This is a genomic window from Variovorax brevis (genome assembly GCF_030317105.1).
GTDB classification, from domain to species: domain Bacteria; phylum Pseudomonadota; class Gammaproteobacteria; order Burkholderiales; family Burkholderiaceae_C; genus Variovorax; species Variovorax brevis.
The window spans coordinates 534,198-547,107 of sequence record NZ_JASZYG010000002.1 but is presented as its reverse complement, the minus strand read 5'-3'; the positions used below and the strand labels follow the sequence as shown (position 1 = coordinate 547,107).

The window sequence follows — 12,910 nt, the reverse complement described above, 5'->3', positions numbered from 1 at the left end:
GATCGATCAGAGATCATCGCGCCAGCAAGCATGCCAGTGTCCGGGCTGCACTTCACGAAGCTGCATGTCGGCGCTGGCGCAACGCGCTTCGGCGCGCGGGCAGCGGGTGCGGAAAACGCAGCCCGAAGGCGGATTGGCCGGGCTCGGCAGATCGCCCTGCAAAAGCGGCACGGTGCGCCGTTGCGCTGGGTCGGGAATCGGCGCAGCGGCCAGCAAGGCGCGCGTGTAAGGATGCTTGGGGTTGGCATAGAGCGAATGCGTCGGCGCAATTTCCATCACGCGGCCAAGATACAGCACCACCACCCGGTCGCACAAATACTCCACCACGTCGAGGTCGTGGGAGATGAAGAGCAGCGTGAGGCCCAGCTTTTCCTTCAGTTCGCCGAGCAGGTTGACGACCTGTGCCTGGATCGACACGTCCAGCGCCGAAAGCGGCTCGTCGGCCACGATGAACTTCGGCTCCACTGCCAGGGCACGCGCGATGCCGATGCGCTGACGCTGGCCGCCCGAGAACTCGTGCGGAAAGCGCTCAGCGTGTTCGGGACGCAGGCCGACCTGCGAGAGCAGTTCGTGGATGCGCGGCATGCGGGCCGGGCCCTTGCACAGGCCGTGCGTGTCCAGCGCCTCGGCCAGCACCTCGCGGATGCGCATGCGCGGGTTCAGGCTCGCGTACGGGTCCTGGAAAATGATCTGCACCTTGGAGCGCAAGGGCCGGAACTGCGCCTGCGACAGATTGGCAAGGTCTTGCGGCGCGGCGTTCGAGCCCTGCGCCTGGTACAGCATCTGCCCATCGGTGGGATCGACCAGCCGCGTCAACAGGCGACCGATGGTGCTCTTGCCCGAGCCCGATTCGCCCACCAGGCCGAGGGTTTCGCCCTTCCTGATGGTGAAGCTCACGTCGTCCACCGCGCGCACGGGGTGGCTGCCCTTGCCGAAGTACTTGCGCAGGTTGCGGATCTTGAGCAGGTTCTCGCCTGCCAGCGTGTTCGTCGTCATGCCGCCAACTCCTCGGTGAAACCAATGCAGCGCACCATGCGCTGGCCACCCGACGCTTCGAGCTTCGGCATGGACGTGTCGCAGACGTCGCTGCGAAAGCCGCAGCGCGGTGCAAAAGCGCAGCCGGGTGGCGGCGCGAGTGGGCTCGACACTTGCCCCGCAATCGCCACCAGTTGCGGCCGTTTGCCCGGCACGTGCGCCGTGCCTCGCTGGCGCGCCACGCCGGGCAGGCAGGCCAGCAGACCGCGCGTGTAGGGATGCTCGGGCCGCGCGAACAAATCGTGCACGGGCGCCGCTTCGACGATGCGCCCCCCATACATCACGGCCACGGCGTCGGCGTATTGCGCCACCACGCCGAGGTTGTGCGTGACGAAGAGCATGCTCATGCCGGTTTCCTTCTGCAGCCGGCCCATGAGCGCCAGGATCTGCGCCTGGATGGTCACGTCCAGCGCGGTGGTCGGTTCGTCGGCAATGAGCAGCGTCGGGTTACAGGCCATGGCCAGCGCGATCATCACGCGCTGGCGCATGCCGCCGGACAACTGGTGCGGATATTCGCGAACGCGTTGCGCCGCGGCCGGGATCTCTACCAGCTCGAGCATGCGCTGCGCGTGGGCCATGGCCGACTTGCGGTCTTGTCCCAGGTGCAGTCGAACCGATTCCGCGATCTGCTCGCCGATGGTGAGCACCGGGTTCAGGCTGGTCATCGGCTCCTGGAAGATCATGCCGAGTTCGTTGCCGCGCAATGCGCGCTTTTCTGGTTCGGGCATAGCCAGCAGGTTGACGCGTTGACCGTCGCGGCGAACGAACCAGGCCTCGCCTTGCACCTGCGCATGCGAGGTCTTGGCGTGCAGGCCCATCAGCGTCAGGCTGGTCACCGACTTGCCCGAGCCCGACTCGCCCACCAGCGCCAGTGTTTCGCCGGGACGGATCGAGAAGGACACGTCGGCCACGCTCTGGATGCGGCCCGCTTCGGTGGCGAAGGATGTCGACAGGCCCCGCACTTCAAGGCGCGGAGAAAGAGCTTGATCGGTCATGCGGCCTTCCTCAGTTTGGGATCGAGCAGGTCACGCACGCCGTCGCCCAGCATCTGCAGTGACAGTGCCGTCAGCACGATGGCCAGGCCTGGGCAGAAGATCGTCCAGAAGGCCTTGTCCGCGTATTCGAGGCTGCCGGCAATCATGGTGCCCCACGTCGGAATATCGGGCGGCACACCCACGCCCAGGAAGGAGAGCCCTGCCTCGGCCAGGATGGCGTACGCAAAGATGAAGGTCACCTGCACCAGGATCGGCGACATCAGGTTCGGCAGGATGTGCTTGAGCAGGATGCGCGGCGTGCGCACACCCAAAGCCCGCGCCGCATCCACGAACAGCAGTTCGCGCAGCACCAGCGTCGTGGCGCGCACCACACGTGCCACCCGCGGCGTGTAGACGATCACCAGCGCCAGCATCACGTTCCACAGCGACACGCCAAGAATGGACACGAGCGCGATGCCCAGCAGGATGTCGGGAAATGACATCATCGCGTCGACCAGGCGCATCAAGGGCGCGTCGAGACGGCGAAAGAACCCGGCGAGCATGCCCAGCAAGGTGCCGCACAGCACGGCGCCAGCCGCAGTCACGACGCCAATCGACAGCGAATAGCGCGCACCGTGGATGATGCGCAGCATCACGTCACGGCCCAGTTCGTCGGTGCCGGCCCAATGCGTCGCCGAAGGTCCATGCAGGCGCTCGCTGATCGCGATGGCGCCCGGGTCCGCGTCGGAGAGCATGGGATAGAACACCGCGACACCGACCACCAGCAGCAACAGCAGCGCAGCGGCGAGAACGATCTTGCGCGCGAACAGGCGGCGCAGCACCGGCGCAAGGCCGCGAAAGAAAGCGGGCGAACTCATTTCGACTCCAGGCGAATGCGCGGATCGACCAGCGTGTAGATGAAGTCCACACCCAGGTTGATGAAGACGTAGATGGCAGCGATCACCAGCAGCGTGCCCTGGATCACCGGATAGTCGCGCCGAAGCACCGCGCGCACCACGAGATTGCCGACGCCCGGCAGGTTGAACACCGTTTCGGTGACCACGGTGCCGCCGATCATCAGCGCGAGCGTGAGGCCCAGCACGGTGACGATGGGCACCAGCGCGTTGCGCAGCACGTGCTTGACCATGATCACGCCCTCGGGCAGGCCCTTGGCGCGTGCTGTGCGCACATAGTCCTCGCCCAGGATGTCGAGCATCGACGCGCGGGTGAAGCGGATGATGAGCGCCGAGTTGAGCAGCCCCAGCACCAGCGCCGGCAGCAGCAGGTGATGCAGGCGCTCGGCCAGCGTCGCACCCGGATCGCCATAGCCCGACGAGGGAAACCAGCCCAGCTTCACGGCGAAGAACTGGATGAGGATCAGCCCGAGCCAGAAGCTCGGAATGCTCGCACCCAGCATGGCTACGCCGCTCACGGCCTGGTCGGCCGCGCTGCCGCGCCAGATGGCAGCGGACATGCCGGCGGGAATGCCGATGAGCGCCGCGATGCCCACCGCGAAGAGCGCGAGGAACATGGTGGGCTCCGCGCGCTCCAGCAGCGCCTGCGCCACAGGCCGCTGCAGGAACAGCGACTGCCCGAGGTTGCCGTGCGCCAGCTCTCCGAGCCAGAGCACGAACTGCGTCACGAGGGGCTTGTCCAGGCCGTACTGGATCCGGGCCTTGGCGATGTCCTCGACGGTCGCCTGGTCACCGAGCAGCAGCGCCACCGGGTCGCCCGACGCAAGACGCGTCAGCGCGAACACCAGCACGGCGACGATGGCGAGCACCACAACTGCCCCAGCGAGGCGGGTGATCAAGAAGCGCAACATGGAATGGCTTGCAGTTGTACTTGCGGTGGCTTACTTCGCCAGCCCGGTGTTCCAGAAGAACGGCCAGATCGCAGGCGTGAAACCTTCCAGCTTGGCCGAGCGCGCCGACAGGCTGTTGAACTTGCCCACTTCGATGAAGGGCACTTCGTCATACACCGCCTGCTGCACCTGGCCCCAGAGCTGGCCGCGCTTGGCGGGATCGACTTCCTGGTTGAAGGCGGTGAGCGTCTTCTTCTTGGCATCGGAATCCCACCAGCCGGGCGCGCCGTCACCGAGTTGCGGCGGCGAGAGCATCGGCTCGGGGAACAGGCCCGAGTGCGTGAAGTACACGTCCCACAGCTTGGAGTCGTTGCGCCGCTGCACCAACGTGGCCCAGTCGACCACCTGCAGGTCGGTCTTGAAGCCGGCCTTCTTGAGCTGCTCGGACATCACGAGCGCCATGTTGTAGTGGAACTCGTACTGGCGGCTCGCCATGATGCGGATGGGCTTGCCGTCGTAGCCCGCCTTGGCGGCGGCTTCCTTGGCGGTCTTCGGGTCACGCGTGTTGTACAGGTCGGTGCCGGAGGCCGCGTAGTACGGCGTGCCCTTGGGGAAGAAGTTGGGTTCGACCACGAAGAAGCGGTTGTCGCCGAAGCCCGCGGCCAGCAGTTCGCCCTGCCCCACGGCCGTCTGCACGGCGCGGCGCATCGGCTGCTGGGCAAGCACGCCTTCCTTGGTGTTGAAGACGATGTAGGGGAAGCCGAAGTTCTTCGTCACGATCGGCACCACGGCCGGCGCGCCCTTCTCGACGCGGCCCGCGGATTCCACCGGCAGCAGGTCGGCGTACTGGAACTGACCCGACAACGCGCCTTCGACGCGCGTATTGGCGTTGGGCACCGGCACGAAGCGCAGCTCATCGAGCAGGGCCTCGCGCTTGCCCGCGTAGCCGCTCGGCGCTTCCTTGCGCGATGAATAGCCGTCGAAGCGGGTCAGCACCGTGAACTGGTCGGGGCGCCGTTCCTTGAACTTGTAGGGGCCCGTGCCGATGAATTCCTTGAGCTGCGGCGCAATGCTTTCCTTGGCCATGATGGCCGCCATGCCGCTGGGCAGGGCCAGTTGCGCGAGCAGAGGGGCATAGGCGTTCTTGAGCTTGAGTTCGACGCTCTGCGGCCCCTTGGCCGTGAGCGACGCGACTTCCTTGCCGACGGCCTTGCCGCGCGGCGACAGTTCCATCCAGCGCTGAAGCGAGGCGACCACGTCGTCAGCGTTCAGGTCGCGGCCGTTGTGCAGCTTCACACCCTTGCGGATCGCGATGGTGTAGGTCAGGCCGTCCTTCGAGATCGCGGGCATGCCTTCGGCCAGCATGGGCGCGACCTTCCAGTTGGCGTCGAAGGTGTAGAGCGGCTCGTAGACGTGCTGCATGATCGTGCCGACCAGGTCGGCCGTGCTCGTCATCGGGTCCAGGCCCTGCGGCTCGCCGACCATGGCGAGGTTGGCGGCGCCGCCCTTCGCCGGCTCGGCCTGCGCGGTGCCGGCTGAAAGGCCCAACGTGACGGCGGCGGAGACGGCGAGCACCCCCGCCAGCAGTTGCCTGCGCGGCGCAAGTGCCGCGAGAGGCTTCAAAAAACCATATGTCGGTACAGTGTCGACTGAAGATTGCATCGCGGCTCCATGAGTAATAACATTACATCTCAGATCGTATTTGCTGCAGTTTTCCGCGTCAAACAGGTGTTTACCCTGATTATTTCTGTAAATTCATTACATACCGAGACCACATATGTCCAAAGTTGAAATGCTCGGCCAATCGCCGATCGCCTCCGATCGTCAAGCGCGCCCCCTCTCGCCGGCCACCCGTGCCGGCGATTTCGTCTTCGTGTCGGGCCAGGTGCCCACCGATGACCAGGGCCAGGTCATCGTGGGTGGCATCGAGGCGCAAACGCGCCAGGTCTTCAAGCGCGTCGAGCAGGCATTGGCGCTCGCGGACTGCACCCTGTCGGACATTGCCAAGGTGAGCGTGTGGCTCAACGATGCGCGCGACTTCGGCAGCTTCAACCGCGTGTACATGGAAATCCTGGGCGACCATCGCCCTGCGCGCTCCACCGTCGAGTCGCGTTTGATGATCGACGCCAAGGTCGAGATCGACGTCACCGCGTACAAGCCGCGCGCGTCGTGAGTCCTGCCCGATTCGTCGCCGTCGACTGGGGCACCAGTTCGCTGCGCGGCGCTCTCATCGATGCGAATGGCCAGGTGCTCGAAGAGCAAAGCCATGCGCGCGGCATCCTGACGGTGGAAGCCGGCGGCTTTCCCGCGGTCTTCGAGTCGCTGTTCGGCGAATGGATGAAGCCAGCGGGTACCCAATGCCTCATCTCGGGCATGGCCGGCAGCAAGCAGGGCTGGGTCGAGGCGCCCTATTGCGCCTGCCCGGCCGGATTGGACGAGGTGCGCGGCAAGGTCATCGACATTGAACCGGGTCGCATCGCCATCGTGCCGGGCCTGAGTGACGAGCACAGCGGCGTGCCGGACGTGATGCGTGGCGAGGAAGTGCAGATCTTCGGCGCGATGGCGCTCACCGGCTTGCAGGACGGCCTCTTCGTCCTGCCCGGCACCCACAACAAGTGGGCTCGCGTGAAGGACGGTCGCGTGATCGGCTTCCGCACTTTCATGACGGGCGAGTTCTATGCGCTGCTGAGCCAGCATTCGATCCTGGCGCGCACGCTCGATGCCTCAGCGCCGCTGGACGAGGTGGCCTTCCTGCGCGGCGTCACGCAAACGGACAACGGCGAAGGCCTGCTGCACAACGCCTTCGGCGCGCGGACAATGGCCTTGTTCAACCGCATGGCGACGTCGGAGTTGGCCAGCTATCTGTCGGGCATCCTGATCGGCGAAGAACTGCGCACGCAGTCCGTTCGTGCGGCCGGGCAAGTGGTGCTGATCGGCACGCCGGCCCTCACGCAGCGCTACCTGCTGGCGTTGAATGCCATCGGCACCCAGGCGAAAACGCTGGGCGCCGAAGCCACCTGGGCCGGCCTGCACGCCCTTGCTTCCTGATTGACCACCATGACGACACCACAGCAAAAATTCGACGACGCTGCCCGAACACTTCCCCTCGTTGCCATCCTGCGCGGCCTCACGCCGGGGGAAGCGGCCGATGTCGGGGACGCGATTGTCGAAGCGGGCTTTCGCCTGCTCGAAGTGCCCCTCAATTCACCGGATCCGCTGGCGAGCATTGCCCTGCTGCGCAAGCGCTTTCCGCAAGCGCTGGTGGGCGCCGGCACCGTGCTCGACGTGCAGCAGGTGCGCGACGTGCACGCAGCGGGCGGCGAACTCATCGTCTCGCCCAACTGCAACACGGAGGTCATCGCCGAATCGGTCCGCCAGGGGCTGGTGAGCCTGCCCGGCGTGATGACACCGACGGAAGCCTTTGCAGCGCTGGCGGCCGGCGCGACGGGGCTCAAGCTCTTTCCCGCTGAACTGGCCTCGCCCGCCGTGGTGAAAGCGATGCTCGCGGTGCTGCCCAGTGGCACGCCACTGATGCCGGTGGGTGGCATCTCGCCGAACAACATGCGCGAATGGCGCGACGCGGGGGCCACGGGTTTTGGGATTGGCTCGGCGCTGTACAAGCCCGGCAAAAGCGCCGCCGCCGTGCGCGAAGACGCGTTGAAGTTCGTCGCCGCGTTCAACGGCAGCCTGCGTGCGTGAAGCCCTTCGAGAAGAGCCAAGTCATGTCCGCTGAATCCGACTACGCCAGCCCCTCCGTGCGGGCCCTGCGCAACGACCTCGCACTTGCTTTGCGCGCTGCCGCGCACCACGGCTTGTCGGAAGGCGTTTGCAACCATTTCAGCGTGTTGCTGCCGGGCGGGGAGCGATACCTCATCAACCCGCGCGGCCTGCACTGGAGCGAGGTGGGGCCCGATGACATCGTGCTCATCGACGTGCGCGGCAATGTGCTCGCGGGGCGCCATCGGGTGGAGCCGACAGCCCTCTTCATCCACGGCGCGGTGCATCGCATCACGGGGCATGCCGTGGTCCTTCATTGCCACATGCCCTATGCGACGGCACTCACGCTGACCAGGGACCGCGCGCTCGACCCGACGCTGAGCCAGAACGCGATGCGCTACATGAACCGCATTGCCATCGACACGCAATACAACGGCCTCGCGCTCGACGACGCGGAAGGCGAGCGCATCGCAAAGTCAATGGCGGGCAAAGACGTGGCGTTTCTCGCCAACCACGGCGTGATCGTTGCTGGCGCCACCGTTGCGCATGCCTACGACGATCTGTACTACCTGGAGCGGGCCTGCCTGCATCAGGTGATCGCGCAGTCCACCGGACGTCCGCTGGCGCCGGTGAATGCCGAACTGGCGGCGCATGTCGCGGCGCAGATCCAGGGGGAGCGCGAACAGTCAGACCTCTTTTTCGAGGCGCTGCGCCGGCTTCTTCCCGCGCCGCGCTGACGCCGCGGCTTGGCCTCTCTTGCTCCCTCGCCCCTCCGGGGAGAGGGTTGGGGTGAGGGGCGTCGGCGATGGATGGCTTGCAGCTTGTCTACCGTGCGCTGCCCTCACACCAGCCCTCTGCCCCCGGGGGAGAGGGAGCAAGACACGCAGTCAGCGCGCAGCCGCGTACGCCGGCGGATCGGCCACCAAGCCCTGCTTGACCTGCTGCGTGGTCGCGTCCGCCAGCACTTCCGGCAACCCCGCCTCCACTGCCGCAAAGGTCTGCTTCGCCACATCGTCCGGCGACGTCTTGTTGCCCGGAATGCCGCGTGCCATGTCCGTGTCCATGAAGGCGATGTGCACGCTGGTCACCTGGGTGCCCTGCCCGCGCAGTTCATTGCGCAAGCCGTTGCTCAGCGACCATGCGGCTGACTTCGACACGCAATACGTGGCCGCACCCGGCAGGCTGAGCCAGCTCAACACCGACAGCACATTGACGATGCCCCCACCGCCGTTGGCTGCCAGCACCGGCGCGAAGGCGCGACTCAAGGCCCACGGCCCGAAGAAGTTCGTCTCCAGCTCGGCGCGGGCCGCATCGAAAGCACCCTGAGCCAGCAGGCCCGAGCCACGCGAAATGCCCGCGTTGTTGATGAGCAGCGTCACGTCGCCGCACGCCTTGGCCGCCGCCTCGACTTGCGCGGCGTTGGTGACATCAAGCGCGATCTTTTCGACGCCATCCAGGGCGATGGAGGCCGGATCACGCGCCGCCGCGTAGACCTTCTTGGCACCAGCCGCCAGTGCCGCACGTGCAAACGCCAAACCGAGCCCGCGATTGGCACCGGTCACGAAAACAACTGAGCCTTCGATCTTCATGAGATCTCCTTTTGTGTGAGAAGAGGAAAAAAAGTCAGGTCGGCTGGATGCGCCGCATCAGCCCGGCCGTGGTGCGTGGCCAGCCGACACGCCCAAACCATGCACCGCCAGCAATGGCCGATGCAATCACGACACCATAGACCACCAGCGCGACGCCTTGCGCGACGAAGACATTCGTCAGTTCGCCACCCCAGCGCAGCGCGAGCCAGCCACCAATGCCGGCCACCGCGAGCCGCGCGATGTTGCCGAGCACCGGCCACAACAACCGCCCCGCGCCTTGCGACGCGAAGTACAGGACGAGGCCCACGCCAAAGAATCCATAGAGCGGCCCGACGGCGCGCAAATATTGCGTGCCCGCCTCGAGCATCGCCGGATCGGCGCCAAAGAGCATCAGCCATGGGCGCGGAAAGATCGCCGCCGCCAGGCCGATCGCCTCCGTCAGCGTGAACGCCATCGCCGCGCCGATCCACGCTGCCTTCAAGGCACGTTCGCGCTTGTCGGCGCCCATGCAGGTGCCCACCATCGCCAGAAGCGGTGCGCCGAAACCGAAGACCAGCGGCACCAGCAAATATTCAAGCCGCGCCGCCGTGCCGTAGCCCGCAATCGCGCCCGGCCCGAAGTGACCGGAAAGCGCCGTCGCGATGCCGATTGCCAGGTTGGTCGCCACCGTCGAGATCGCGCCGACCAGCCCCACGCGCAGGATGTCCAGGAACAGCGGCCAGCGAAGGCGCACGCCTGCAATGTGCGGCTTGAGCAGGCTGCGCGGCGAGCGCAGGTAGAGCCACAGCGCCACCGTGCCCCCAAGGTAAAACACGAGCAGCGCCACCGCCCCGCCCGCAATGCCCATTCCCGGGATCGGTCCCCAGCCAAAGATGAGCAGCGGCGACAGGGGAATGAGCAGCGCTACGCCCGCCACCGTCACGTTGGCTGGCACGGCCATGTTGCCGGTGCCACGAATCACCGCGGCCAGCGAGTTGAAGAGCCACACCACCACCGCACCGGCGAACACCCAGTTCGAATAGACGAGCGCGTACTCCAGCGAGGCGCCCGTGCCGCCCATCACGCCATAGAGCCAGCGCCCGCCCACCAGCAGCGCGATGGTGAACACCAAGCCGAAGCCCAGCGCGATGACGATGGCGTGCAACACAAGCGCGTCCGCATCATCGCGGCGCTGGGCGCCAAGCGTGCGCGCAATGGCCGACGCGATGCCCCCGCCCATGGCGCCGGCCGAAGTCATCTGCATCAGCATGACGATGGGAAAGACCAGCGCCATCGCCGTCAGCGCATCAGCGCCCAGCTTGCCGACGAAGTAGGTTTCGATGAGCCCCACCGCCGCCTGCGCGACCATCACCAACACATTGGGAAAGGCCAGCCGCAGCAGCGTGGGCGCAATGGGCGCCTCCAGCAGGAGGCGCGTGCGCGGATCGATGGACTCCATGCGCCGCTCAGGCAGCAGCCTTGGCCGCACGAACGGGCATGGCCTCGCGGATGGGAAGGTTCACCAGCGCCGCACCGGCTGCGAGCAGGATGTCGATGTACCAGACCCAGTCATAGCTGCCCGTCGCCTCGAAAATGCGCCCGCCCAGCCAGGCGCCCAAGAAGCCGCCGATCTGGTGCGCGAGCATCACGATGCCGAACAGCATGGCCATGTTGGCCGGCCCGAAGAACTTGGCGACCAGCCCCGCCGTGGGCGGCACCGTCGACAGGAAGGTCACGCCCATCACCGCTGCGAACACCAGCATCACGGTCGCCGTCTTGGGCGCCAGCAGGAAGACCAGCACGGCAATGCCGCGCGTCGCATAGAGCAGGGCCAGCAGCGACTTCATGCGCCAGCGCCCCACCGCCCAGCCCATCGCGAGGCTGCCGACGATGTTGAACAAACCGATCATCCCCAGCGCCCACGCGCCGATCTCCGGAGGCAAGCCACAGGCCGCCACCACGCCCGGCAAGTGCGTCGCGAGGAAGGCCACGTGAAAGCCGCACACGAAGAAACCGAGAGAGAGCATGCGGTAGCTGGGGTTGGCCAAGGCCTGCCCGATGGCTTCGCGTGCCGTCAACGGCTTGGTGCCGGAGGCGGCCGCGGATTGCGCCGCCAGCAACTTCGAATTGCCCTTGAGCACGAAGGCTGCCGGCAAGGCCAGCAGGATCAGCACGCCCAGCCACTGCATGGCGCTGGCCCAACCGACGTTGACCATCAATGCTACGGCGATGGGTGCCATGGCGAACTGGCCGAAGGAACCGCCCGCATTCACGATGCCCGTGGCCAGCCCGCGCCGTTCCGGAGGCACCAGCCGCGTGCTCGCGGCCATCAGCACCGACGGCCCGGCCATGCCCGCGCCGCCGGCCGCCAATACACCGATGGCAAAGATCAGCCCGGCAGTCGTCGTCATCAGCGGCGTGAGGATGGTCCCCAGCGCCACCAGCAGCACGCCGACGAAGAGCACCCGCCCCGTGCCGACCCGGTCGGCCACCGCACCGGCAAAAGGTTGTGTCAGGCCCCACCACAACTGCCCGAAGGCAAACGCCAGGCTGATGCTGCCGATGCCCAACCCGGTCGATGTGTTGAGCGACGAAAGAAACAGGCCCATCGTCTGGCGCACACCCATGGTGAGCGCGAAGGTGCCGCCTGCTGCGAGCAGGACCAGCCACAAGGCGTAGCGCGCGACGGGACGCGGCGGGGTCGGCAGCACGGCCGCGTTGGATTCACTCATCGTCTTCTCCAGAAAGTGATTCGTCTTCGCCGCCTTGCAGGAGTGCAAGGCTTTCATCCAGCAGTGCGTGCAGCGCCACCACACGCTCCAGGCCCAGAGTTTCGTTGAGCTTTTCCTGCGCCCTGCGCCAGTCGAGTTGCGCCTGCGAGCGCTTTTGCCGTCCGGCATCGGTGATGGCGACCAGGCGGCTGCGCGCATCCGCGCCCTCGCCCAGCGTGAGCCAGCCTGCATCGACCATGGGCTTGAGGTTGCGCGTGAGCGTGGAGGCCTCGATGCTCATCGCCTTCGCGAGGTCGACCGGGCGGATGGGGCCCAAGTGCAAGACATGCGTCAGCAGCGAGTACTGCGTCGTCTTGAGGCCGCTGTGCGCAACCTCGGCGTCGTAGTGGCGCGCCACCTGCCGCATCAAGCGACGAAGTTTGAAATTGGTACAGCCTTGTGGCTTGACAGTGGTGCTCATGAGGTATTATTGTACCTACAACTGTTGTATATGCAACCCACTGGAGAAAATTGATGACGCAGAACAATCCGCTCGAGTCGTGGCTCGCCCAGGAACGCGAGGTCGTGGCACGGCTCGAAGCGGGCCCCGGCGCAGGCGTGGCGCGGCCCGACCAGATCGCCGGCAAGACCGGCCTGGAAATGATGGAAGCCATGTTGCGCGGCGAGCTCCCCTACCCGCCCATCGCCAAGACGCTGGATTTCCAGTTGCTGGAAGTCGGCCCCGGCCGCGCGATGTTCCAGGGCATTCCGTCGCATGAGCATCTCAACCCGATGGGCACGATCCACGGCGGCTGGTTCGCCACCCTGCTCGATTCGGCACTGGGCTGCGCGGTGCACACCATGATGCCGCCCGGCCGCGGCTACACCACGGCTGAACTCGGCGTGAACCTGGTCAAGGCCCTCACGCCCAAGGTGCAACGCGTGCGCGCCGAAGGCAAGGTGATCCACTGCGGCCGCCAGCTGGCCACGGCCGAGGCGCGGCTCTACGGTCCCGATGGCACGCTGTACGCGCATGCCACCACGACCTGCCTCGTGTTCGAGATGGTTCGTCCTGGTTGAGTCTGCCGGCAACGTTGAACA

14 protein-coding genes are annotated in these 12,910 nt (G+C 66.3%); 5 read left to right on the top strand and 9 right to left on the bottom strand.

The annotated features are described in order from the left end of the window. Positions 1-6: 6 nt before the first annotated feature. From QTI66_RS07235 to QTI66_RS07215, 5 genes are read right to left on the bottom strand one after another with little or no spacing between them, the layout of a single operon-like run. Positions 7-996 (bottom strand): ABC transporter ATP-binding protein, encoded by a 990-nt coding sequence (locus QTI66_RS07235; RefSeq protein ID WP_286558500.1) that lies wholly within the window; start codon positions 994-996, stop codon positions 7-9. Then, positions 993-2,030, bottom strand: coding sequence for an ABC transporter ATP-binding protein (locus QTI66_RS07230; protein ID WP_286558498.1), 1,038 nt, complete (start codon positions 2,028-2,030; stop codon positions 993-995). The genes QTI66_RS07235 and QTI66_RS07230 overlap by 4 nt, the downstream gene beginning before the upstream one ends. After that, positions 2,027-2,887, bottom strand: coding sequence for an ABC transporter permease (locus QTI66_RS07225; protein ID WP_286558496.1), 861 nt, complete (start codon positions 2,885-2,887; stop codon positions 2,027-2,029). Before QTI66_RS07225 ends, QTI66_RS07230 begins: the two co-directional genes overlap by 4 nt. Next, on the bottom strand, positions 2,884-3,834 hold the full coding sequence (locus tag QTI66_RS07220; protein WP_286558494.1) for an ABC transporter permease: 951 nt from the start codon (positions 3,832-3,834) through the stop codon (positions 2,884-2,886). The genes QTI66_RS07225 and QTI66_RS07220 overlap by 4 nt, the downstream gene beginning before the upstream one ends. A 30-nt stretch (positions 3,835-3,864) precedes the next feature. Further along, on the bottom strand, positions 3,865-5,475 hold the full coding sequence (locus QTI66_RS07215) for an ABC transporter substrate-binding protein (RefSeq protein WP_286558493.1): 1,611 nt from the start codon (positions 5,473-5,475) through the stop codon (positions 3,865-3,867). A gap of 115 nt (positions 5,476-5,590) precedes the next feature. On the opposite strand from QTI66_RS07215, the gene QTI66_RS07210 reads away from it, so the two are divergent. Genes QTI66_RS07210 through QTI66_RS07195 form a run of 4 tightly spaced genes read left to right on the top strand, consistent with a single transcriptional unit; the run spans position 5,591 to position 8,267 of the window. Next, the gene (locus QTI66_RS07210; protein WP_286558491.1) at positions 5,591-5,986 is read left to right on the top strand and encodes a RidA family protein; all 396 of its coding nucleotides are present in this window, start codon (positions 5,591-5,593) and stop codon (positions 5,984-5,986) included. After that, entirely contained in the window at positions 5,983-6,861 is an 879-nt protein-coding gene (locus QTI66_RS07205) for a 2-dehydro-3-deoxygalactonokinase (RefSeq protein WP_286558489.1), read from the top strand. Before QTI66_RS07210 ends, QTI66_RS07205 begins: the two co-directional genes overlap by 4 nt. 9 nt (positions 6,862-6,870) lie before the next feature. Further along, complete coding sequence (locus tag QTI66_RS07200; protein ID WP_286558488.1) at positions 6,871-7,512, top strand: 2-dehydro-3-deoxy-6-phosphogalactonate aldolase; 642 nt, start codon at positions 6,871-6,873, stop codon at positions 7,510-7,512. A 23-nt stretch (positions 7,513-7,535) separates the two neighbouring features. Continuing rightward, entirely contained in the window at positions 7,536-8,267 is a 732-nt protein-coding gene (locus tag QTI66_RS07195; RefSeq protein ID WP_286558486.1) for an aldolase, read from the top strand. Between the two features lie 150 nt (positions 8,268-8,417). Here the strand turns inward: QTI66_RS07195 and QTI66_RS07190 are convergent, their stop codons facing one another. Genes QTI66_RS07190 through QTI66_RS07175 form a run of 4 tightly spaced genes read right to left on the bottom strand, consistent with a single transcriptional unit; the run spans position 8,418 to position 12,290 of the window. Beyond that, positions 8,418-9,119 carry an SDR family oxidoreductase gene (locus QTI66_RS07190; protein ID WP_286558485.1) on the bottom strand — a complete coding sequence of 234 codons (702 nt, stop codon included), beginning with the start codon at positions 9,117-9,119 and terminating at the stop codon, positions 8,418-8,420. Positions 9,120-9,153: 34 nt separating this feature from the next. Continuing rightward, positions 9,154-10,557 carry an MATE family efflux transporter gene (locus tag QTI66_RS07185; RefSeq protein WP_286558483.1) on the bottom strand — a complete coding sequence of 468 codons (1,404 nt, stop codon included), beginning with the start codon at positions 10,555-10,557 and terminating at the stop codon, positions 9,154-9,156. 7 nt (positions 10,558-10,564) lie between these two features. Continuing rightward, the gene (locus QTI66_RS07180; protein WP_286558481.1) at positions 10,565-11,830 is read right to left on the bottom strand and encodes an MFS transporter; all 1,266 of its coding nucleotides are present in this window, start codon (positions 11,828-11,830) and stop codon (positions 10,565-10,567) included. Then, positions 11,823-12,290, bottom strand: a complete 468-nt coding sequence (locus QTI66_RS07175) for a MarR family winged helix-turn-helix transcriptional regulator (protein ID WP_286558480.1) — start codon at positions 12,288-12,290, stop codon at positions 11,823-11,825. The genes QTI66_RS07180 and QTI66_RS07175 overlap by 8 nt, the downstream gene beginning before the upstream one ends. A 53-nt stretch (positions 12,291-12,343) precedes the next feature. On the opposite strand from QTI66_RS07175, the gene QTI66_RS07170 reads away from it, so the two are divergent. Next, on the top strand, positions 12,344-12,889 hold the full coding sequence (locus tag QTI66_RS07170) for a PaaI family thioesterase (RefSeq protein WP_286558479.1): 546 nt from the start codon (positions 12,344-12,346) through the stop codon (positions 12,887-12,889). Positions 12,890-12,910 lie beyond the last annotated feature (21 nt).